At 66.0% G+C, this 22331-nt stretch carries 19 protein-coding genes and 1 pseudogene; 8 read left to right on the plus strand and 12 right to left on the minus strand.

The features are described 5' to 3' along the window. Positions 1 to 13 precede the first annotated feature (13 nt). The 4 genes from ACQKQA_RS06785 to ACQKQA_RS06800 all read left to right on the plus strand — a co-directional run bounded on the left by ACQKQA_RS06785 (position 14) and on the right by ACQKQA_RS06800 (position 3083). Positions 14 to 802 carry an ABC transporter substrate-binding protein gene (locus tag ACQKQA_RS06785; RefSeq protein WP_427554795.1) on the plus strand — a complete coding sequence of 263 codons (789 nt, stop codon included), beginning with the start codon at positions 14 to 16 and terminating at the stop codon, positions 800 to 802. Between the two features lie 92 nt (positions 803 to 894). Then, a complete protein-coding gene (locus tag ACQKQA_RS06790; protein ID WP_427554797.1) occupies positions 895 to 1584 on the plus strand; it encodes an ABC transporter permease in 690 nt (229 codons plus the stop codon). Further along, positions 1581 to 2294 (plus strand): ABC transporter permease, encoded by a 714-nt coding sequence (locus ACQKQA_RS06795; protein WP_427554799.1) that lies wholly within the window; start codon positions 1581 to 1583, stop codon positions 2292 to 2294. The genes ACQKQA_RS06790 and ACQKQA_RS06795 overlap by 4 nt, the downstream gene beginning before the upstream one ends. Before the next feature lie 21 nt (positions 2295 to 2315). Then, positions 2316 to 3083 carry an ABC transporter ATP-binding protein gene (locus tag ACQKQA_RS06800; protein ID WP_427554802.1) on the plus strand — a complete coding sequence of 256 codons (768 nt, stop codon included), beginning with the start codon at positions 2316 to 2318 and terminating at the stop codon, positions 3081 to 3083. A 27-nt stretch (positions 3084 to 3110) separates the two neighbouring features. Here the strand turns inward: ACQKQA_RS06800 and ACQKQA_RS06805 are convergent, their stop codons facing one another. Beyond that, positions 3111 to 4136 carry a metallophosphoesterase gene (locus ACQKQA_RS06805; RefSeq protein WP_427554804.1) on the minus strand — a complete coding sequence of 342 codons (1026 nt, stop codon included), beginning with the start codon at positions 4134 to 4136 and terminating at the stop codon, positions 3111 to 3113. Positions 4137 to 4304: 168 nt separating this feature from the next. On the opposite strand from ACQKQA_RS06805, the gene ACQKQA_RS06810 reads away from it, so the two are divergent. Next, positions 4305 to 5759 (plus strand): ArnT family glycosyltransferase, encoded by a 1455-nt coding sequence (locus ACQKQA_RS06810; protein ID WP_427554806.1) that lies wholly within the window; start codon positions 4305 to 4307, stop codon positions 5757 to 5759. Between the two features lie 89 nt (positions 5760 to 5848). Here the strand turns inward: ACQKQA_RS06810 and ACQKQA_RS06815 are convergent, their stop codons facing one another. The 3 genes from ACQKQA_RS06815 to ACQKQA_RS06825 form a co-directional block, all read right to left on the minus strand. Next, positions 5849 to 6184, minus strand: coding sequence for a hypothetical protein (locus ACQKQA_RS06815; RefSeq protein WP_427554808.1), 336 nt, complete (start codon positions 6182 to 6184; stop codon positions 5849 to 5851). 162 nt (positions 6185 to 6346) lie between these two features. Further along, complete coding sequence (locus ACQKQA_RS06820) at positions 6347 to 7204, minus strand: phosphatase PAP2 family protein (RefSeq protein WP_427554903.1); 858 nt, start codon at positions 7202 to 7204, stop codon at positions 6347 to 6349. A gap of 25 nt (positions 7205 to 7229) precedes the next feature. Further along, positions 7230 to 7886: a histidine phosphatase family protein gene (locus ACQKQA_RS06825; RefSeq protein WP_427554810.1), complete on the minus strand. Its 657-nt coding sequence runs from the start codon at positions 7884 to 7886 to the stop codon at positions 7230 to 7232. A 518-nt stretch (positions 7887 to 8404) separates the two neighbouring features. On the opposite strand from ACQKQA_RS06825, the pseudogene ACQKQA_RS06830 reads away from it, so the two are divergent. After that, positions 8405 to 9283, plus strand: a pseudogene (locus ACQKQA_RS06830) (methyl-accepting chemotaxis protein); the annotation flags it as partial. Positions 9284 to 9484: 201 nt separating this feature from the next. Further along, positions 9485 to 10189, plus strand: coding sequence for a methyl-accepting chemotaxis protein (locus ACQKQA_RS06835; protein ID WP_427554905.1), 705 nt, complete (start codon positions 9485 to 9487; stop codon positions 10187 to 10189). 67 nt (positions 10190 to 10256) lie between these two features. On the opposite strand, the gene ACQKQA_RS06840 is transcribed toward ACQKQA_RS06835, so the two are convergent. From ACQKQA_RS06840 to ACQKQA_RS06855, 4 genes are all read right to left on the minus strand, one after another. Next, entirely contained in the window at positions 10257 to 10661 is a 405-nt protein-coding gene (locus ACQKQA_RS06840) for a DUF3077 domain-containing protein (protein ID WP_427554812.1), read from the minus strand. A 1055-nt stretch (positions 10662 to 11716) separates the two neighbouring features. Further along, complete coding sequence (locus ACQKQA_RS06845; RefSeq protein ID WP_427554814.1) at positions 11717 to 13279, minus strand: FGGY-family carbohydrate kinase; 1563 nt, start codon at positions 13277 to 13279, stop codon at positions 11717 to 11719. A gap of 20 nt (positions 13280 to 13299) precedes the next feature. Continuing rightward, positions 13300 to 14889 (minus strand): FAD-dependent oxidoreductase, encoded by a 1590-nt coding sequence (locus ACQKQA_RS06850; RefSeq protein ID WP_427554816.1) that lies wholly within the window; start codon positions 14887 to 14889, stop codon positions 13300 to 13302. Between the two features lie 4 nt (positions 14890 to 14893). Next, positions 14894 to 16489 (minus strand): FAD-binding oxidoreductase, encoded by a 1596-nt coding sequence (locus ACQKQA_RS06855; RefSeq protein ID WP_427554818.1) that lies wholly within the window; start codon positions 16487 to 16489, stop codon positions 14894 to 14896. Positions 16490 to 16739: 250 nt separating this feature from the next. On the opposite strand from ACQKQA_RS06855, the gene ACQKQA_RS06860 reads away from it, so the two are divergent. Continuing rightward, the gene (locus ACQKQA_RS06860) at positions 16740 to 17768 is read left to right on the plus strand and encodes an AraC family transcriptional regulator (protein ID WP_427554820.1); all 1029 of its coding nucleotides are present in this window, start codon (positions 16740 to 16742) and stop codon (positions 17766 to 17768) included. A gap of 331 nt (positions 17769 to 18099) precedes the next feature. On the opposite strand, the gene ACQKQA_RS06865 is transcribed toward ACQKQA_RS06860, so the two are convergent. From ACQKQA_RS06865 to ACQKQA_RS06880, 4 genes are all read right to left on the minus strand, one after another. Further along, on the minus strand, positions 18100 to 18468 hold the full coding sequence (locus ACQKQA_RS06865) for a glyoxalase superfamily protein (RefSeq protein ID WP_427554822.1): 369 nt from the start codon (positions 18466 to 18468) through the stop codon (positions 18100 to 18102). Between the two features lie 114 nt (positions 18469 to 18582). After that, complete coding sequence (locus tag ACQKQA_RS06870) at positions 18583 to 20043, minus strand: N-acyl-D-amino-acid deacylase family protein (protein ID WP_427554824.1); 1461 nt, start codon at positions 20041 to 20043, stop codon at positions 18583 to 18585. 1 nt (position 20044) lies between these two features. Next, positions 20045 to 20905 (minus strand): MurR/RpiR family transcriptional regulator, encoded by an 861-nt coding sequence (locus ACQKQA_RS06875; protein WP_427554826.1) that lies wholly within the window; start codon positions 20903 to 20905, stop codon positions 20045 to 20047. Positions 20906 to 20920: 15 nt separating this feature from the next. Further along, positions 20921 to 22270: a gluconate:H+ symporter gene (locus ACQKQA_RS06880; RefSeq protein WP_427554828.1), complete on the minus strand. Its 1350-nt coding sequence runs from the start codon at positions 22268 to 22270 to the stop codon at positions 20921 to 20923. Positions 22271 to 22331 lie beyond the last annotated feature (61 nt).

Here is a 22331-nt window from a genome sequence, read left to right on the forward strand (position 1 = left end):
CGAGGATAAAACAATGAGAAAAACGATCGCTGCGGTTTCATGGGTTCTGTTGGCGCTGTCCGCGAGCGCCGGTGCGGCCGACTGGTCGGGCAAGGTGTTGAAGCTGGGCGTGGACCCGACCTATCCGCCCCTGGAATACAAGGACCCCGACGGCAAGCTCAGCGGCTTCGGCATCGATATCGCCGAAGCCCTCTGCGCCGAGCTGAAGGCCCGCTGCGTGTGGGTCGAAAGCAGCTGGGACGGGATGATCCCCGCCCTGCTGGCACGCAAGTTCGACGCCATCGCCTCGTCGATGACCGTCACCCCCAAACGCATGACCCGCATCGCCTTCACCGACAAGATCTCCAACGCCCCCGCACGGCTGATCGCCAGGCGCGGCGCGGGCCTGGAACCGACCCTCGACTCGCTCAAGGGCAAGCGGGTCGGCGTCGAACAAGGCTCGGCCCAGGAGGCCTACGCCAAGGCCAAGTGGGGCGCCCAAGGGGTGCAGATCCTGTCCTATCAGAGCCAGGACCAGGTGTACGCCGACCTGATCGTCGGCCGCCTCGACGCTTCGTTGCAGTCGTCGATCCAGGCCAGCTACGGCTTCCTGACCAAACCCATCGGCAAGGATTTCGAGTTCGCCGGCGCGACCCTCGGCGACCCGGAATTTTTCGGCGTGGGCGACGGCATCGGCCTGCGCAAGGACGATGTGGAATTGCGCGAAGACCTGAACAAGGCGCTGGCGACCATCCTGGCCAACGGCACCTACGCCAAGATCAACCAGAAGTACTTCGACTTCGACATCTACGGCGCGCCCTGACCGCGGCGCCGGCCCCCAGGCGCGACACCCGCCGCAAGTGCGGCGGCGTTGCGGCCTTTTCAGCTCACTCTAATAACAACAAGGGGCGCGAAATGCTTCTGGAAGGTTTTGGCCCGCAGATTCTGCAGGGCACCCTGACCACCCTCAAACTGGCACTGTTATCCCTACTGCTGGCCGTGCTGCTGGGCCTGCTCGGCGCCAGCGCCAAGTCCTCCGGCAACCGCGTCCTGCAGGCGCTCGCCAGCGGCTACACCACGCTGATCCGCAGCATGCCGGACCTGGTGATCATGCTGCTGTTGTTCTTCAGCCTGCAGATGCTGCTCAACCAGCTCACCGACCGGCTGGACCTGGCGCAGATCGACATCGACCCGTTCCTGGCCGGGGTGCTGACCCTGGCCTTCATCTACGGCGCGTACTTCACCGAGACCTTTCGCGGCGCCTTCCAGGCGGTGCCCAAGGGCCAGCTGGAAGCGGCCCGGGCCTACGGCATGAGCCGCGCCCAGACCTTCCGCAAAGTGCTGTTCCCACAGATGCTGCGCCATGCCCTGCCGGGCATCGGCAACAACTGGCTGGTGTTGATCAAGTCCACCGCGCTGGTGTCGATCATCGGCCTGAGCGACGTGGTCAAGGCCACCCAGGACGCCGGCAAGGGCTCGATGCAGTTCTTTTACTTCACCCTGGTCGGCGGCCTGATCTACCTGGCCATCACCAGCGTTTCCCACCTGCTGCTGATCTGGCTGAGCCAGCGCTATTCGGTCGGCGTGAAGAGGGCCGCGCTATGAGCGAGATTCTTAAGGACTACTGGCAGGCCTACCTGTGGAGCGACGCCGCGCAACTGTCCGGGCTGGCCATGACCCTGTGGCTGCTGGTGCTGTCGGTGCTGATCGGCTTCACCCTGGCGGTGCCGCTGGCCCTGGCCCGGGTCAGCCGCAACCCGCTGCTGAGCGCCCCGGTGTGGCTCTACACCTACGTGTTTCGCGGCACGCCGCTGTACATCCAGCTGCTGTTCTTCTACGCCGGGGTCTACAGCCTGAGCGTGGTCCGGGCCCAGGACTTTCTCGACGCCTTCTTTCGCGACGGCTTCAACTGCACGGTGCTGGCGTTCGGGCTCAACACCTGCGCCTACATGACCGAGATCTTCGCCGGCTCGATCCGCTCCATCGCCCATGGCGAGGTGGAGGCGGCCAAGGCTTACGGCATGAGCCGCTTCACCTTCTACCGGCGCATCCTCCTGCCGTCGGCGCTGCGCCGGGCGCTGCCGTCGTTCAGCAACGAAGTGATCCTGATGCTGCACTCCACCTCGGTGGCCTTCACCGCCACGGTGCCGGATTTGCTGAAGATCGCCCGTGACGTCAACTCGGCCACCTACGCGTCCTTCAGCGCCTTCGGCATTGCCGGCGCGCTCTACGCCTGCAGCGCTTTTTTCCTGATCTGGCTGTTTCGCCGCGCCGAACTGCGCTGGCTGGCCTACCTCAAGCCACAGACTCACTGACCCCTTACGGGCGAGGCTCGCATGTACAAGTTGATCGTCGAAGACCTGCACAAGAACTACGGTAGCCACCAGGTGCTCAAGGGCATCTCGCTCAAGGCCAGGGCCGGCGATGTGATCAGCATCATCGGTTCCTCCGGCTCCGGCAAAAGCACCTTCCTGCGCTGCATCAATTACCTGGAACAACCCAGCAGCGGCCGCATCACGGTCAACGCCGAGGAGCTGCGCACCCGCAAGAACCGCCTGGGCGAGCTGTGCGCGGCCGACCCGAAACAGTTGCAGGCGATGCGCAGCAAACTGGCGATGGTGTTCCAGCACTTCAACCTGTGGAGCCACATGACCGTGCTGGACAACCTCATCGAATGCCCGATGAACGTGCTGGGCATCCCGCGCGACCAAGCCATCGAACGGGCCCGCAAGTACCTGGACAAGGTCGGCCTGCCGGCCAAGGTCGAAAGCCAGTACCCCTCCTACCTGTCCGGCGGCCAACAGCAGCGCGTGGCCATCGCCCGGGCGCTGGCCATGGAGCCGCAGGTGATGCTGTTCGACGAGCCGACCTCGGCACTGGACCCGGAGCTGGTGTCGGAGGTGCTGCGGGTCATGCAGCAGCTGGCCGAAGAAGGCCGGACCATGGTGGTGGTCACCCACGAAATGGCCTTCGCCCGGGAAGTCTCCAACCACGTCATGTTCCTGCACCAAGGCCGGGTGGAAGAGGAAGGGCCGCCCGCCCGGGTGTTCGAACAACCCGGCAGCGAACGCCTGAAACAGTTTCTGGCCGGCAGCCTCAAGTAACCGGAGACCTGCATGCCCGGCAGCGGCTCACGGCCGAGCCACGGCAGCCTGCGCCTCGGGCAGCAGGCAGCCGTTGGCCAGCCACTGGCAACTGCGCGCCCACTGGTAACGCTGCTCCAGGTGGCTGCTCTCGTCGTAGTAGCTCAGGCGCAAGCGGGCGGCGCTGAAATCGAGCTTGGCGAACCCGGCCCGCGAGGCGGAGAAACGCGTGTCCTCCCGGGGCGCTCCCAGCGTATAGAGCTTCTGCCCGCCCGCACCGGAGATCACCCAGGCCGGCTCGCCGGGGCGCAGGATCAGTTGCTGGTTGTGGTCATGCCCGGCCAGGAACAGATCGACCTTGCTGCGCTGCAAGGCCGGCAACAACGCCCCCAGCAGCACCTCATCGTCGCCGTGCAGCCCCTCGTTGCGCAGTGGATGGTGGGCCGCAACCACACGCCAGACCGGTTCCGGCCCCGGCTGCTGGAAGGCTTGCTCGATCAACGCAGCCTGTTGCGCCAGACCATCCCGTGGCGCCGCGGTGTCGAGGAACACCATCCGCAGCAGCGGACGGCCATCGACCCAGCCGAAGTCCTTCACATAGTCGTGCGCCGGCATCTGCCAGCGCCCCGAACCGGCATGCTGCCGGCTGTAGTCGAGTTCCACCGCCTGGGACACCGGGTAATCGTGGTTGCCCAGCACCGCGTAGAACGGCACGTGGCTGAGCCAGCGCCCCCAGTAGACCCGCTCGAATTTCATCTCCCAGTTGCGGTCCGCGGTGCCGGTCAGGGACTTGCCGTAGAAGTTGTCCCCCAGCAGCACCACCAGGTCCAGGCGCCCGTCCCGGTCGGCCACCTGCTCCATGGACTGGGCCACCCGCCATTGTTGCAGGCGGCCGCTGCCCTGGTCGCCCAGGGCGATCAGCGACAGGTTGGAAGGGTCCAGGCCGGTCAGCGGCACATAGGGCTCAGGCGGTGTCAGCAGCCAGTACCCGGCGGCCAGCGCCAGCAACGACAGCAAGGCCAGGGTCGCGCCGATCCGGCGCAGGTTTCGTTTTACGTCTAGGATACGGTTCAAGAACGGATACTCGGCGAACGGCGGGCAGGACGCCGAACAGCGGCGTCGGACGACACCACCACTAGAGCACAGCGCTTGTTCACGATTTGTTAAGAAATCGCCCCGTATACTTTTTTTCCAGGCCCATGCCGTTTCGGCCCCTTTCCCTCACCCGGTAGTTCTCAGCTCATGTCGCGACCCGCCCCGTTGTTGCTCCTGCTTGCCGCTCTACTGTTCTTCTTCGCCCTGGGTAACCACCAGTTACAGGGTTCCACCGAAGCCCGGGTGGCCGGGATCGCCATGCAGATGCACCTGGACAATGACTGGGTGACACCGCGCCTGTTCGGCCAGCCCTTCCTGGAAAAACCGCCGCTGAGCCTGTGGCTCGACGCCAGTGCCATTCGTGTATTCGGTGGCACGCCCTGGGCGGTGCGCCTGGCCTCGGCCTTCGCCGGTCTGTTCAGCGTGCTGTTGCTGTACGCCATGCTGCGCCGCTTCGGCCGGCCGACGACCGTGGCCTGGGTCGCCGGCGCCATGTTGGCGACCATGGCCAGTTACTGGAGCAACGTGCGCGGGGTCGGCGAAGACGCCCTGCTCAGCCTCGGCGTGACCCTGGCGCTGCTGGCCTTCTACCAGGCGCACCGGCGCCATGCCGAACGCCAGCCGGCCGGCCCGAGCTGGCTGCTGTTCGCCCTCGGCATCGGCATCGCCACCCTGAGCAAGGGCGTGCTGGGCCTGGCGATGCCCGGCGTGGTGATCTTCGCCTACCTGCTGGCCGACAGCCTGATCGAAAAACGCCTGGCCCTCGGCCACTGGCTCAAGCCCGCCCTGTTCACCGCCCTCGGCCTGGTGCCGCTGCTGATCTGGCTCTACCTGCTGTACCAGCGCGGCGGCCTGCAGGCCCTGGGTGAAGTGCTGTGGACCAACAGCGTCGGGCGCTTCGACGGCTCCTTCGAAGAAGCCGGGCACTACGAGCCCTTCTATTACTACCTGGCCAAACTGCCCCAAGCCTTCCTGCCGTGGAACATCCTGGTCTACCTGGGCCTGTGGCACTTCCGCAAACGCCTGGTGCAGAACCGCTACCTGCTGTTTTTCAGCCTGTGGCTGCTGGCGCAATTCACCCTGCTGTGCCTGGCATCGAGCAAGCGCACGGTGTACCTGATGTCGCTGACCCCGGCCGCCGCGGTGCTGGCGGCCGAGTACGGCGCGGTGCTGTACGAGCGTCTGCGCCTGCGGGCCGCGGGGGATGGTTTCTGGGGGGCCGTGGGGCGCCAGCGCCGGGGCCTGGCCATGGGCATGCTGGCGCTGGTGGTGTGCAGTTATCTCGCCGCCGCGCAATGGGCCTTGCCCCGGGCCGATCGCAAGCTGTCCTTCGTGCCGCTGATCACCGAGATCCAGACGCGGCAGGCCGCCGGCCAGCAGGTGGCGCTGTACCAGGCCAACGAGCGCACCGGCGGCGCCAGCGTGTTCTACACCCAGAGCCTGCTCAAGGACGTGCAGACCGAAGCCCAACTGCATGAGTTTCTCGGCACCTCGCCGCACAACGTTGCGGTTATGGCCCTGCAGGAAGCCCCCAAGCCACCGCTCAAGGTCCTGAAGAAGGTCACGATCAGCCGCCAGGACTACTACTTTGTCGGCCAATGACCGGCACAGTGAGCGCCCATAAAAAAGGCACCCTCATGGGTGCCTTTTTCACTCTCGCCGCCAGGCTTTCGCGCCGGCGCCGTCATGGCTCACTGAGCTTTCTTCAGCTTGACCACGTCGCCGGAGACCTTGGTGGTGTAACCGTTCAGTACCCAGGCCCAGAACCAGTTTTCCTGGACCTGGGTGTTGATCATGGCGTCACCGCCCTTGGCCTGGATGGCCGCGGTCTGGGCGCGGACGAAGCGGCTGTTCTGCTGGATTGGGATGAACCCGAACAGCATGATGCCGGTAGCCGATGCTTCGCTGTGACCGATCACGGTGTATTGGCTGCTATCAAGTTGCTGAGTTTTCATCGCAGTGCCGGTGCAGCCAGCCAGGGCCAGGACAACCAGCGCAGAGGCGGCGACTTTGCTCAAATGTTTCATGCATCACTCCATATACCAGGGACCCGGGAACTCTTTTCTCCGGGGCGCGCACCCTAACAGTTCTGGTCAGCAAAAAAACATCGGCAAGCAGCAAAAATTGCCCCTTGGCCCTCTCCCGCCAGGCGCATCACGCCGACGATTTCGTCAGCGACTGAGGCAAGGTTATCGGTCCGCCACTGCGGTCAGCGCTGCGGACTGGTCGGGCCCCGGTTCGGTGCGCGCCAGCACCGGCTGTTCCAGGCGGGCGCGGCCGTAAAACAGCAGCGCTGTCAGCAGGCAGGTCAGCCACACCACGATGCCCGCCCAGAAGGTGTGGGACATATAGTGCCAACCCTGCAGCACCCGGGTGGTGCCATAGACGAAGCCCAGCAGCAGCGAGCCATGCAGCACCGCCTTGGAATAACGCCAGCGATAACGCCGGGCCACGAAGTACAGCGCGAGCATGGTGAAACCGCCCGAGGCATGGCCGCCCGGCCAGCAGCGGCCTTCACCGGCGGTCTTGAGCAGTTCGAAGTTCTGGTACCACTCCTTGTGCTCGATCTTGCCGGCGTACTGGGTGGTTTCCACCGGGCAGTACACGCTGGTGTGGCTCTTGAGGTAATGAATCGCCCCGGTGCACAGGGCAAAAGCCACCACCACGAACAGCAGGTCCCGGCGATGGCGCGCAGTAAACCGCAGCAGCGGCGCCAGGCGGATCTTCTCCAGCAGGGCCTTGCCGCGGGGGAATCTCTGCCCCTTGAACAGCGGCCAGACACAGGACAGCAGCAGCCCGATCAGCGCCAGTTCGGCGGTCCAGTTAGGGATGATCCGCGCCCATTTGTGGGTGATCTTCTCGAACAGATGGGACTGATCCAGGGGGAAGGTCTGGCTCACCGGGTCGAAGAACAGGTTGCTGAAGGCGATGTCGATCTTGGTCATGTCGAACATCAGGAACACCAGCCCCGCCAGCAGCAGCGGCAGGCCCAGGTTCCATAGATAAAAGCTGCGCAGGTAAAAGCGCGAACGGGAAAGCGCCGGCATAGTCAGGGTCTCGGGCAAGGGATGGTCAGGGACGATTGAAGGCAACGGAACGCCAGTCGCTGGCTTCGATGACGCCGAGCAGGTGCGGACTCCCGCCCTGGGCGTCGGTGGAAACGAACAGGGACGCGCCGTAGCCCAGGGTCGAAGACGGCAGTTTCATCTCCTTCTCCAGCTCGGCCATGCATTCGCTGTGGGTGACCAGCACCAGGTTGCGCCCAGCCACCTTGTGTGCCAGGGCATCGCGCAACATGTTGCGTTTGCAGTTGATCAGCCAGTCTTCGCCGCTGCCGGCCTTGCTGAACATGTAGCCGGAAGTCTGCACCGCACGGGTCAGCGGGCTGTGATAGATGTCGGCCTTGTCCAGCCCCAGGTGTTCGAACTGCGCGCCCACCCCCACCGCCACGTCGCGAGCCCGGTCGGTGATGCCGTCGGGCGCGTTCAGGCAGGCGGCCCGGGAATGGTCGCAACGCTCCACATGGCGGATCAGCACGATCATCTGGCCCTTGGCCCAGCCCGCGCTCAGCGCCCTGGCGCCGGCCAGGTTGCCGTGGGCCAGGTCCGGCACCGCCGCGGGCCGAAGCAGAAAGAACGTCAGCGGCAGCACCAGCAGGGCCACCAGAGCGATCACCAGGGTATTGCGATAACGGGCAAGACGGCGCGCGCCAAGCGCGGGTTTTGCCACCGGAAGACTGAGTCCTGACGCCACGTGCGAGCCGCCCCTATATGACTACCAGACATTGAGTTGAGCTGCGCAGCACAAGCTAATCGCTACGCATGACAAATCGAGTGCGCGGCACCCGTTCGCTGGGCGGACTTTAGGCAGGCCGGCGTGGGCCTCAAGTGAAACGAATGTGAAAAAAAGCTCAATCGGCCGGGCGGTTGCAAGGGGCGAAACCAGGCCCCGAAAGAGCCCCAAAATGGTGCAAAAAACTAATCCGACGAAATCGTTTCAGCTATTGCCCTTGCCGCCGATACAGGCCTGCGAACAAATCCTTGCTGGCCACCAATAACAACAATCTTCCAGCGCTAACGATCAAGAAGCACAAACGTTCCTGGAGGAATTGCATGAATAGCTGGTTCGGCAACATCAGCGTCAACCTCAAGCTGGGGCTAGGTTTCGGCCTGGTCCTGGTCCTCACCACCATCCTGGCGATCACGGGCTGGACCAGCCTGGGCGGTCTGATCGACCGCAGCAACTGGATGAGCGACATCACCCAATTGAACGCCGGGCTGGCCAAGCTGCGCGTGACCCGCCTGCAGTACATGCTGACCAACGGCGACGAAACCGCCGCGCAGAACGTGCAGACCGCCCTGGATGGCTTCTCGGCCCAGCAGCAGAAGCTGCAGCACAGCTTCAAGAACCCGGCCAACATCAAGCTGCTCAAGGAACAGGGCGCCACCATCAGCGCCTACCAGGCGTCCCTGAACAAGATGCGCGGCGCCTACGTCAGCGCCAATGCCGCCCGCCAAACCATGAACGGCAACTCGGAAACCGCGCGCAACCTGATCACCACCATCAGCGCCCACGTCCAGCAAATGGCCCTGAGCGACCAGCGTTTCGAGCAGTTCCAGGCCATCACCAAGGCCCGCGAGGCCTTCCTGCTGGCGCGCTTCGAAGTCCGCGAATACATCTACAACAGCAATGCCGACACCGAGCGCACCGCGATCGCCCAACTGGACGCGGCCATTGCCGCGACGGGCGACCTGGACCGCTACTTCGCCAGCACCCAGGGCGATGCCCTGCGCCAGCTCAAGGCAGCCCTGAGCGACTATCGCAGTTCGCTGCTGACCTTCAAGGCCGCCGTCAGCGACGCCGCCCAGGCACGCAAGGAAATGACCGATCAGGGCGCGAAGATCGTCGACCAGAGCGAAGAGCTGTACCAGTTCCAGCTTGACCGCCGCGACGAAGAAAGCGTCCAGGCCCGCAGCCTGCAAACCATCAGCACCCTGCTGGCGCTGCTGGTGGGCGTCCTGGCCGCGGTGATCATCACCCGCCAGATCACCCGTCCGCTGCGTGAAACCATGACCGTGGTCGAACGCATCGCCTCCGGCGACCTGACCCAGGACGTGCGCGTCACCCGCCGCGACGAACTCGGCGTACTGCAACAAGGCATCGGCCGCATGGGCGTGACCCTGCGCGAACTGATCACCGGCATCCGCGACGGCGTGACCCAGATCGCCAGCGCCGCCGAAGAGCTGTCGGCGGTGACCGAAGAAACCAGCGCCGGGGTGAACAGCCAGAAGGTCGAGACCGACCAGGTGGCCACCGCCATGCACGAGATGACCGCCACCGTGCAGGAAGTCGCACGCAACGCCGAAGAAGCCTCGCAAGCCGCGGCCGCCGCCGACGGCGAAGCCCGGGACGGCGACAAGGTGGTGGCCGAAGCCATCGCCCAGATCGAACGCCTGGCCAACGAAGTGGTGCGCTCCACCGACGCCATGACCGTGCTGCAGCAGGAAAGCCAGAAGATCGGCAGCGTCATGGACGTGATCAAGGCCGTGGCCGAGCAGACCAACCTGCTGGCGCTCAACGCCGCCATCGAAGCCGCCCGCGCCGGTGAAGCCGGCCGCGGTTTTGCCGTGGTCGCCGACGAGGTCCGCGCCCTGGCGCAACGCACCCAGAAGTCCACCGAGGAAATCGAAGGCCTGGTGGCCGGCCTGCAGAACGGCACCCAGCAAGTGGCCCATGTGATGAACAACAGCCGCAGCCTGACCGACAGCAGCGTCGACCTGACCCGCAAGGCCGGTGCATCCCTGGAGAACATCACCCGCACGGTGTCGAACATCCAGTCGATGAACCAGCAGATCGCCGCCGCTGCCGAAGAGCAGAGCGCCGTAGCCGAGGAAATCAGCCGCAGCATCATCAACGTACGCGACGTCTCGGAACAGACCGCCGCCGCCAGCGATGAAACCGCCGCCTCCAGCGTCGAACTGGCCCGTCTGGGCAACCAGCTGCAAATGATGGTCAGCCACTTCCGCGTCTGACCCTCGCCTTCCCGCCACGGGAAAACGAGGCGCCCACAAGGAAGTGGGCCACCTCGCAATCCTCCGCTCACCCCTCCCGCGACACCCCCTGCCTCCCCGCCCCATCCAGCAACGCATCCACCACCGCCCGCGCCATCTCCACCGAATGAATCATCGACCAGATCAGGCCGCGCTCGATGCCGCTGGCACTGGTGATCTCATCCGCCGTTTCCTCAGCGCACTTGAGCAACAACGACACATGCAACAACGCCTCCTCGGCACTGACCCCGGCGCGTACCGCGAACAGCGGCCGACCGTTGCCATCGCGGCAACCGAAAGCGGCGCTGCCGGTTTCCTGCAAAGTGCGGTGCAAAGGCTCACCGCCATCGCTGCTTTCCAGCGCCTGACGGAGAGTTTGATTGGGGATTTCCAGCTGGACGATCCGCTCGCGGCTGGGCGAGAGCATGGGGGGATCGGGGACGATTTTTTTCATGCCGCTGCTCCTTCTTTGATGAAGACCGCCGGCATCACTTGCAGATGATGGGTGGCGGCTACGTGCAGGTCTGCAAGACCGGGGAGAAGAAGCAAACCCGGCAGACCCGAAAGTCTCCCGCACGCAGCCACCATAAATCGAACTGAAAACTCAGTGATCTTGAGTGGGTGCTTGGCGCTTCTTGCCTGTTCGGGCTTGCAGACCCGGTCTGCTGATTCGCAGCGACCGGGGCAGCCTAGCCCCGAACATTCAGCAGGCACAAGACGCCAAAACCGCAGAAATGTAACCCCGCGGTTCTCTCGGAAACACCCTACAAATCAAAGAGAAAAACCGCACAAACGCCACGCAACAATCGCCAAAAACCTTCCCCCTGTAGCCGCTGCCGAGCCACGGCGAGGCTGCGATAGGACCGAAGGTCCTCCAGCGCTTTCGAGATCCCTGCGCCCCCTGCGGGGTCGATCGCAGCCTCGCCAGGGCTCGGCAGCGGCTACAGGGTTTAGCGCCGACCGGTAGGTCGCGCTTGGCTTTTGATCTTGCTTTTGATCTACCCGCCCCATCGGCAGGCCGAGTGGAGGTGTTCATCAGGGGGAAGGCGCGCAGCGCCGTACGGCGAAGCCGTACACATCGAGAGGAGGTCGAAGCGAAGCCGACCGGAGGCGATGCCCCCTGATGGACACCGGAGCGAGGGAACCTGAGCGCAGCGAAGGCCGTACGCTAGGGGCAAGCGTTTTTTGGTTACTTTTTTTGGCGTTTGAAAAAAAGTGACCCGCCGTAAGGGCGGAACCCTAAGTGGCCGTTACCGCAGGAATGGATATGTACACCATCCAAAAAATGCAGCGCCAGAACGGACCCCATCGCGGGCAATCGAGCGTCGGCCGGCCGCTCCTACAGAGGTAGAACCAGTCAACTGTCACCCATGTGCTTGAACCGTTCTGTTACCCATGTGGGTGAACTGCATCAGATACAAGTGATCCGCAGTGAGGGCGCCACCGCGGGCAAGTCGGATCCCCGCCCGCTCGCTCCTACAGAAGCCTGCAAAACATGCCTCCCCAACCTCAAGCCGGATACCCCGTAATCTCCCGAATACTGCGATACAACGGCTTGAGCTGGCGATACATCCGCACATACACCTCCCGATACAACCGCTGATAAACCTGCTGCGCCTCAGGCTGCGGTTCGAAGACGTCGGCAACACGGGTCATGCCGGCGATGGCCGCCGGAAAATCCGGATACAGCCCCAACCCCACCGCACAAGCAATCGCCGCCCCCAGCCCCGAGGCCTCATACACATGGGGCCGCTCCGCCGGCAGGCCAAAAATATCCGCGGTCAGTTGCATCGCCGCATCGCTCTGCGATCCCCCCCCCGCCACCCGCAAGCGCGTGATCGGCTGACGAGTACGCCGCTCGATGCGCTCCTTGCCCTGGCGCAAGGCATAGGCCAGGCCTTCGAGAATCGCCCGGTAGATATGTGCCCGGGTGTGCACGTCGCCAAAACCGATCATCGCCCCCTTGGCCTCGACCCCCGGCTCGCGGATGCCCGGCGACCAGTAGGGCTGCAGCATCAGCCCCATGGAACCGGGCGGCACCGCATTGACCAGAGCGTCGAACAGCACCTCCGGCTCCAGCCCCTGCTCCCGGGCCTGCTGCATTTCCCGCAGGCCGAACTCCTGCTTGAACCAGCTGACCATCCAGAAGCCGCGATAGATCATCACTTCGCAGTTGTAATGGTCCGGCAGCGCCGAGGGATAAGGCGGGATCAGCGGAATGATTTCCCGGTAGCCCGAGCGCGTGGTGGTGATGGTCGCCGTGGTGCCGTAGGACAGGCAGGCGGTGGAACCGTCCAGCACCCCGGAGCCCAGCACTTCACAGGCCTTGTCGGCCCCGGCGGCGATCAGCGGCAGACCCTCGGGAATCCCGGTGGCCTGGCTGGCGGCAGCGCTGATATGGCCCAGCACCTCGCCGGGCTTGTGCAGGGTCGGCAACTGTTCGGGGCGCACCGCCAGGGCCTGCCACTTCCAGTCCCGAGGCGCGGCCCAGCGCAGGCGCTTGTAGTCGAACGGCAGGAAGGCCACGCAACAGCCTACCGAGTCGACGAAGCGCCCGGTCAGCCGATGGGTGAGGAATCCCGACAGCAACAACAGCTTGTCGGTGGCCGCCCACACCTGCGGCTGGTGCCGGGCGATCCAGTTGACCTCGGCCTGGGCGCGGAAATAGTCCACCGTGGCCTGGGCGCCGATCAGCTTGAACAGCCAGCCCCAGGGGCCCTTGATGCCGCCCTCGACCTCGGTCTGGCGCTGGTCGAGCCAGAGGATCGCCGGGCGCAGCGGCTGGCCCTGGGCATCGACGTTGATCAGGGTGCCGCGCTGGGTGGTCAGGGACACGCCGCGGATCTGCCGGCGGTCGATACCGGTCTGCTCCCACAGTAGCTGGCAGGCCTCGCCAAGCTTGCGCCAGTAGTAGTCCGGGTCCTGTTCGGCCCAGCCGGGCTGGCTGGAATAGTAGGCCTGCAACTCGACCTTGCCCTTGCCCAGCAGGTTGCCCTGCAGGTCGAACAACAGGGCCCGCACGCTCTGGGTGCCATTGTCGATTGCCAGCAGATAGGGCTTGTCGTGGTTCATGGAGGGCTCTTGAAAAGGCTTCAAAGGACGGCCTCGGGCAGGCTGTGATAACGCTGCCACAGGTCGCAATAACGCTGCTGTTCCTGCTCCCAACGGGTGTCGTCCCAGCCCAGCAGGGGCTGGCACAGCGCTCGGATCGCCGGCAGCTCGGCCGCCGCGCCGTTGGCCAGCAGCAGGCCAAGCCGGGTGCGCCGCAGCAGCAGGTCGTCCAGGTGCAGGACCATCTCGCTGTGGGCGGCGAACGCCAGTTCGGCCCACAAGGTGTCGGTGGCGCCCACACGGTCACACCCCAGGCGCTCCAGCCACTGCGCCAGGCGCGGCAGGTCGCGCCCATGGCGCCCGGCCAGGCGGCGCCACTGGCCGGCGCTCAAGCCGTCGATCGCAAGCGACGGCACCGGCGCGAACACCGCCGCGCCGGTATCCTCCAGGCTGCGCCCGAGCATCGCCGCGCAGGCCTGCAACACCTCGATCGCCTGGGGGCGAAAGGTGGTCAGTTTGCCGCCGGCCAGGGTCACGCAGCCCGGTTCGCACCACAGCGCGTGCTCGCGGGTTTCGTTCGAGGGTTTGCCGGCGGCATTGGCGCCGCCGACCACCGGGCGCACCCCCGACCAGGTCGACAGCACATCGGCGGCCTGGATCCGCGCCTCGGGAAATTGCTGTGTGCAGGCCGCCAGCAGGTAGTCCAGTTCCTCGGTGCTGATGCGTGCGCTCTGGTCGAGGTCTTCGTGGTGATCGAGGTCGGTGGTGCCCACCACCGTGGCGCCCTCCCAGGGAAAGACGAACACCGGGCGCCGGTCCTGGCCATGCAGGAAGCTGAACGCCTGAGCCACTGGCAGGCGCCAGCCCGGCAGCAGCAGATGGCTGCCGCGCAGGGGCCGCAGGTGACGGCTCTCGCCCTGTGGCGCGAAGCGCTCGGCCCAGGCGCCGCTCGCCACCGCCAGCACCGCGCAGCGCAGGGTCAGCGGCTGACCGCTTTCCACATCCTCGACCTGTACCCCGCAGACCCGCCCTTGCTCGCGCAGCAACTGCTGCACGCGCAAGCCATTGAACGCCTCCGCGCCGTCGGCCCGGGCCTCGGCCAGCACCCGCATCACCAGCCGCGCGTCGTCGGTCAGGGCGTCGAGAAAACACGAGCCGCCCAGCAAGCCCCGCGCCTCGATCCCGGGCGCCAGGTAAGCCATCTGCTCAGGGTTGTGGAAGTGATGGCTGCGCCGGCCGGCCAGGGCGTCGTACACCGTCAGCAGGCCGCCGAACACCCGTGGCCCCGGAAACATCCCGCGGTAGTGCGGCATCAGAAAACCCATGGGCTCCACCAGCCCGGGGGCTTCGTCCAGCAGGCGCTGGCGTTCGTGCACCGAATCCCGGGTCAGGCGCCATTGGCCCTTGGCGATGTAGCGCAAGCCGCCGTGGACCATTTTCGAGGAGCGGCTGGAGGTGCCCCAGGCGAAGTCGCGCTGCTCCAGCAACAGGCAGCGCCAGCCGCGCCGCGCGGCCTCGCGCAGAATGCCGGCGCCGCTGATGCCGCCGCCGACCACGATCAGGTCCCAGTCCTGCTGCGCCAGGGTCGGCAGCCGTGCCTGGCGCCATTGGGCGTTCCAGTCCGCGCTCATGGCCTTACTCCTCGAGCAGGGTGCCGGGGTTCAGCCGCCCGGCCGGGTCGAAGTGCCGGCCCAGGCTGCGCAGGGCGGCGATCGCCAGCTCGCCCTTTTCCCGTGGCAGGTAGGGCGCGTGGTCCTTGCCGACGCCGTGCTGGTGGCTGATGGTGCCGTGGTGCTCGACGATGGTCTGGCTGGCGGCGTGCTTGAGCGCCTTCCAGCGGGCCAGGGTCGCCGGGTAGTCCGCCGCCGGGCGAAACACGTAGCTGGTGTAGATGCTCGAACCCTCGCCGTAGACGTGGGACAGGTGGGTGAACACGTGCACCCGCTCGCCTTCGGCCGCCAGGCAGTCCCGCAGGCTGGCCTCGATACGCTGCAGCAGGTTGTCGACGTTGCTCCAGTCGGTGGCGGTTTCCAGGGTGTCGACCACATAGCCGGCGTGCCACAGGTTCTCCCGCAGGTAGGGAAAACGAAAGCGGTTGTGCGCCCATTTCTTGCCCAGCAAGGTGCCGGTGAACACCCCGCCGAAGGCCTTCAGGTGCTGCCGGGCCTGGCGCAGGGACAGGGCATTCTGCTGGCGGTTGCCGGTCACGCCGAAGGTCAGCAGGCACTTGCCCGGCCCGGCGCCGCGCAGCTTCAGGTACTTTTCCAGCCAGGCGATCTGCCGGGGATGGCCGGCCAGGGCCAGCTGGGTTTCGGTTTCCACCGCGTTCGACAGGCGCAGCATGGACAGCGGCACCCGGGCCTGGGTCAGTTGGCGGATGGCCTGCAGCGCCCGTGGCCAGTCGGGCAGGAACACGCCATAGAAACGCTCGTCGTCGGCCAACGGGCTGACCCGCACCTTGACCGTGGAAATGATCCCGAAACGGCCCTCGCAGCCCAGCACCACTTCGCGCAGGTCGGGGCCGGCGGCCGACGCCGGGAACGCCGGGATCTGCAACGGCCCGGCGAAGGTTTCCAGGGTGCCGCCGGCGAACAGCTGCTCGATGCGCCCGTAGCGCAGGGACTGCTGGCCGCTGGAGCGGCTGGCGACCCAGCCGCCCAGGGTCGACAGCTCCCAGGATTGCGGGAAGTGCCCCAGGGTATAACCCCGGGCGCGCAGCTGGCTTTCCACCTGCGGTCCGCTGGCGCCGGGGCCGAAGGTGGCGATCAGGCTGCTTTCGTCCAGCTCCAGCAGGCGGTTCATCCGCGCCATGGACACAGTCAGCACCGGCCGCGCCGAAACCGGCGGGTTGATATGCCCGGCCACCGAGGTGCCGCCGCCGTAGGGGATCAGGCACAGGTCCTGGCGCTCGGCCAGGGCCAGCAGTTCGCGGACCTGTTCGGCGCTTTCGGGAAAGGCCACGGCGTCCGGATAACGCTCCAGCGAGCCTTCGCGCAGGGCCAGCCAGTCCGGCAGGCTCTGGCCGCGGGCATGCAGCAGCCGGTCGTGGGCCTCGATGCTGTAGCGGCCATTGGGCGCCAGGCGCGACGGCGGCACCCGGGCCAGCGCGGTTTCCAGCGAGGCGTCCGCCAGGACCTGCCCGGCGCCGACCCGGGCGCTGAGAAATTCCCTGCTTTGGGCGGGCAACTCGACCACCGTGCCTTGTTCGCCCCAACCGTTCCAGCGTCGCATGCGTGTGCCCCTTGTACCGTGCCTGAAGGTGTTGTCTGCCAGGCCCCCATACTAGTGCGCGGCGCACCGCTGTCACGGTCGCATCGGGCCAGTTCGAGTAGCCAATTGAGTCAGCCGGGGAGCGGCTCCCGCGCCATTTACTTTAGCCCCGCTTTCAAATTACCTTGCAGGGCGCAGACGCCCGCTGGAGCCCCCTCCCCCTCGGTTTTCCAGGCCGCGTCCATCCCCGTTCCGCCGCCAGGAAACCGCCATGCAGAGCCTCGGCTACACCTCGGTCCCCCCGCTGCTCAAATACCTGCGCCATGCCGAGCACCTGGGCATCGCCACCGAACCCGCGCTGGCGGCGGCGGGCTTGCAGGCCGAGCAGTTGAGCGACAACAGCCTGCGCCTGCCCGGCGAGGCCCACGAGCGTTTGCTGGAGTATTTCTGCGCGCACTCGGGGGACCCGTTGTTCGGGCTCAATGCGGCGCGTTTCGTGCTGCCCAACTCGTGGAGCGTGCTGGGCTACATCACCATGAACTGCGCGACCCTGGGCGACGCGATGGACCGCATCATGCCGTTCGAAAAGCTGGTGGGGGACATGGGGACCAGCCGCGCCGAGGTGGTGGACGGCCAGGTGCACCTGATCTGGAACTGCCGCCACCAGCGCCCCGGCACCCGCCGGCACATGGTGGAAAACGTGCTGGCGTCCTGGCTGCTGTACGCGCAGTGGATCGCCGATACCCAGCTGTGCCCGATTGCGGTGTGGTTCGAACACCCGCTGCCGGCCGGGGCCGAACTGGCCCAATACCAAGCGTTTTTCGGCAGCCCGGTGCTATTCGACCAGCCCTATTCGGCGCTGATCGCCCCCCCGGAGTACATGCAGTTGCCGCTGCGCCAGGCCGACGCCCAGCTGCTGCGCACCCTGGAGGAACATGCCCTGGGCCTGATGGCCTCGCTCAGCGAGGCGCCGCTGCCGCAGCAGGTGAAGAACGTGTTGCGCCAGTTGCTCAAGGAAGGCCTGCCGCGCAAGGAGCAGGTGGCGAAACAGCTGGCCATGTCGGTGCGCACCCTGCAGCGGCAACTGCAACAGGCCGGCACCGGCTACCAGCAGATCCTCGACGACCTGCGCCAGGAGCTGGCCGAGCATTACCTGCTGCACAGCGAACTGGCGATCCACGACATTTCCCAGTACCTGGGCTTTACCGAACAGCGCTCGTTCCACCGCACCTTCAAGGGCCGCACCGGCATGACGCCGGGCGAGTTTCGCCAGACCCGACGCACCCACCCGTCCCCGTAACCGCTACGGGGCAACACACGATTCCGGGTTGAATACGCCTCTACCTGTAGCCGCTGCCGAGCACTAGCGAGGCTGCGATAGGACCGAAGGTCCTCCTGCGGTTTCAAGATCCTTGCGCCCCCTGCGGGGTCGTTCGCAGCCTCGCTGCGCTCGGCAGCGGCTACGGGGCAGCGCACGACTCTGGGTTGGAGACGCCTCTACTTGTAGCCGCTGCCGAGCATTAGCGAGGCTGCGATAGGACCGAAGGTCCTCCCGCGGTCTCAAGATCCTTGCGCCCCCTGCGGGGTCGTTCGCAGCCTCGCTGCGCTCGGCAGCGGCTACGTGGTCGGGTTCAGACGCAAATGGCGTTGGTGAACACCAGGCGATTGCCGAAGGGATCGAGCACGGTCATGTCCTGGCTGCCCCAGGGCATGGCCTGGATCTGCGGGTGGGCGAAGCGGTAATCCTTGGCCAGCAGTTGCTGCTGGAAGGCTTCCAGTTCGTCGGTCTCGATGCGCAGCGCCGAGCCCGGGGTGCAGTCGCCGTGATGCTCAGACAGATGCAGCACGCACGCCCCCCGCGACACCTGCATGTACAGCGGGAAGTTGTCTTCGAAACGGTGCTGCCAGTCGAGGGAGAAGCCCAGGAAGTCGATATAGAACTCCAACGCCTTGGCCTCGTCGAAGATCCACAGGATGGGGGTGGTTTTGCCAAAGCTCATTGCGCGACTCCCTGATCAAAGATGCCCACGGTACAACCAGTGGATGTCAGCGCTTCGGCGCGGCGCCCCCTTTCTTTAATGTCACCACGCCATCACTGTGACGGACTCGGCAATTCAGCCGTTGAAGCCTTCGCGCAAATCCCCTTCCCGCGCCAGGAAGCGCCCTTCCCGACGGCCGTTGGCCTGGCCTTCGGCATAGCTGCGCACACCGTTGACCCACACCCCCTCGATGCCTTCGGCAGCCTGTTGCGGACTCTTGAAATCCGCCACATCGCGGACCCGCGCCGGGTCGAACAGCACCAGGTCGGCCCAGTGCCCTTCGCGGATTTCTCCGCGCTGCCTGAGGCCGAAACGCGCTGCCGACAGGCCGGTCATCTTGTGCACGGCGGTGTGCAGCGGGAACAGACCGAGGTCGCGGCTGAAGTGCCCGAGCACCCGCGGAAAAGCGCCCCACAAACGCGGATGGGGGAACGGGTCTTCCGGCAGGCCGTCGGAGCCGATCATCGACAGCGGGTGGGTCAGAATGCGCCGCACATCGGCCTCGTCCATGCCGTAGTACACCGCGCCTGCTGGCTGCAAGCGGCGCGCCGCGTCCAGCAGGCTGATGCCCCACTCGGCGGCGATGTCCTGCAGGTCGCGGCCGCCCTGCTCCGGGTGCGGCGTGGACCAGGTGATGGTGATGCGAAAGGCATCGGTGACCTGCTTGAGGTCGAGGGTCGAGGAACTGGCCGCATAGGGGTAGCAGTCGCAGCCCACCGGATGGTCCTGCGCCGCCTGTTCCAGGGACGCCAGCAACTGCGGGCTGCGGCCCCAGTTGCCGGCGCCCGCGCATTTGAGATGGGAAACGATCACCGGCGCCCTGGCGTGGCGGCCGATCTGGAACGCCTCGTCCATGGCCTCCAGCACCGGTTCGAATTCACTGCGCAGGTGGGTGGTGTACACCGCGCCGAAGGCCGTCAGTTCCTCGGCCAGTTGCAGCACCTCGTCGGTCTCGGCCGAGAAGGCGCTGGCGTAGGCCAGGCCGGTGGATAAACCCAAAGCACCGTCTTCCAGGCTGGCGCGCAACTGTTCGCGCATGGCGCCGATTTCCGCCGCCGTGGCGGTGCGATACAGGTCGTCCAGGTGGTTGCTGCGCAGCGCCGTGTGGCCGATCAGCGCCGCCACATTGACCGCCGGTTGCGCGGCGTCCACCGCGTCGCGGTAGTCGCGAAAACGCGGGTAGACGAAGGCCGCCTGGCTGCCCAGCAGGTTCATCGGGTCCGGCGGGTCACCGCGCAAACTCACCGGCGACGCACTGATGCCGCAGTTACCGACTATCACCGTGGTCACGCCCTGGCTGAGCTTGGGCAGCATCTGCGGCTGGCGGATCACCACGGTGTCGTCGTGGGTGTGCACATCGATGAAACCCGGCGCCAGCACTCGCCCGGCGGCGTCGATTTCCTCCGTGCCCTGCGCCCATTGGAGATCGCCGATATGAGCGATGCGCCCGTCGAGCAGCGCCACGTCGGCGGGGTAGCCCGGGGTGTCGCGGCCGTCGATCACCAGGGCGTTGCGGATCAGGGTGTCGTAGATCATGTCAGTCTCCCAGCGGCAGGCAATCGTCGCCGCCGCGGTAATCGTCCAGGGCCAGTTTGATCCGGCGCAAGCGTTCCTGGTTGTCTTCGGGCAGGGCCAGCGCCAGCTCGGTGGCCAGGACGTCGATGGCCAGCAGCATGCCGTAGCGCGCGGCCGTGGGTTTGTAGATGAAAGAGGTCTCGGCGCTGCTCAGCGGCAGCACCACGTCCGCCAGTTGCGCCAGCGGCGAGTCGGCCAGGGTGATGGCGAGCACGCTGGCGCCGTAGCTGCGGGCCAGTTCGACGGTCTCCAGCAACTCCGGGGTGATGCCGGTCAGGGAGCAGGCGATCAGCGCGTGTTGCGGGCCCAAAGCCGCAGCGGTCACCCGCATCATCACCGGGTCGTGGCAGGCGGCGATGGGGTAGCCGAGGCGCACCAGGCGCACCTGCAATTCGTCGCTGCACAGGGTGGAGCAGCCGCCCATGCCGAAGGCGTGGATCATCTGTGCCTTGCCCAGCAAGCGCACCGCGTCACGAAAGCGCGCCTCGTCGAAGCCCGCCAGGTGCCGATGCAGGGTCGACTCGATATCGCCGACGATCTGCCGGTAGAAGCCCGACTGCTCCGGAGTGCCCGCCGGGTCGAGAAAGCGGCTGCCGACCCCGCTGGCCTGGGCCAGTTGCAGGCGCAGATCGCGCAGGTCGCGGCAGCCCACGCTGCGGGCGAAACGCGACAGGGTGGCAGCGCTGACTTCCGCCTGCTGCGCCAGGTCTTCCAGGCTGGCCGAGGCGGCGAACCCCACATCGTCCAGCATCAGCCGGGCGATGCGGCTTTCGCCGGCGCTGAAGGAATCCTGGCGGGAGCGAATCTGGTAGAGGATGTCCATGGGTGGCACCTGGGCTCAAAGCAATTGGGCAAAACCGAGGGTCAGGGCGAAGGCGACCACCGAGATCAGGGTCTCCAGCACCGTCCAGGTCTTGAAGGTCTGGGTCACGGTCATATTGAAGTATTCCTTGATCAGCCAGAAGCCGCCGTCGTTGACGTGGGAAAAGATCACCGAGCCGGCGCCGGTGGCCAGCACCAGCAGTTCCGGGTGGGGATAACCCAAGCCGATGGCCACCGGCGCCACCACCCCCGAAGCGGTGGTCATGGCCACGGTGGCCGAGCCGGTGGCGATGCGCATCAGCGCGGCGAACAGCCAGCCCATCAGCAGTGGCGACAGCTGGAATTCATGGGCCAGGCCGACAATCTGGTCGGTGACCCCGGCGTCCACCAGGATCCGGTTCAAACCTCCGCCGGCGCCCACCAGCAGGGTGATGCTGGCGGTCGGTGCCAGGCATTCGTTGGTGAACTTGAGGATCGACTCGCGGTTGAAGCCCTGGGCCAGGCCCAGGGTCCAGAAGCTCAGCAGGGTCGCCAGCAACAGGGCGATCACCGAGTTGCCGATAAACAGCAGGAACTGGTTGAGGCCGCTGCCCGGGGTGGAAATCAGGTTGGCCCAGCCGCCGATCAGCATCAGCACCACCGGCAACAGGATGGTGGCCATGGTGATCGAAAAACTGGGCAGGCGGGTGCGCGGCTCACGGTCGAGGAACTGGCGCGCCAGCGGGTTTTCCGCGGGCAGCTGGATGCGCGGCACGATGAACTTGGTGTACAGGGGACCGGCGATGATGGCCGTGGGAATGCCAATCAGGATCGCGTACAGCAGGGTCTGCCCCACCGACGCCTGATAGGCCTGCACCGCCAGCATCGCCGCCGGGTGCGGCGGCACCAGGGCATGCACCACCGAGAGGCCGGCGACCATCGGCAGGCCGACCATCAGGATCGACACGCCGACCCGCCGCGCCACAGTGAAGGCGATCGGCACCAGCAGCACGAAGCCGACTTCGAAGAACAGCGGCAGGCCCACCAGGAAGGCGATGCAGACCATCGCCCAGTGCGCGTTGCGCTCGCCGAAACGCTCGATCAGGGTCCGCGCCACCTGCTCCGCGCCGCCGGACTCGGCCATCATCTTGCCGAGCATGGTGCCCAGGGCCACCACCAGGGCGATATGCCCGAGGGTCTTGCCGACACCCGCCTCGTAGGCCCCCACCACGCCGGACGGCGGCATCCCGGCCATCAGCGCCAGGCCCACCGAGACCAGGGTGATGACAATGAACGGATTGATCCGATAACGCGCGATCAGGACGATCAGCGCAATGATGGCGATGGCGGCATAGCCCAGCAACCAGTAGCCCGATACAGGTGTCATGCGGTACTCCTCGAACAAGGGTCACGTCGAATGGTTGTGAAACTCATTAATCATTTAATGA

Source organism: Pseudomonas sp. NPDC089530 (assembly GCF_050280705.1).
Taxonomy (GTDB): domain Bacteria; phylum Pseudomonadota; class Gammaproteobacteria; order Pseudomonadales; family Pseudomonadaceae; genus Aquipseudomonas.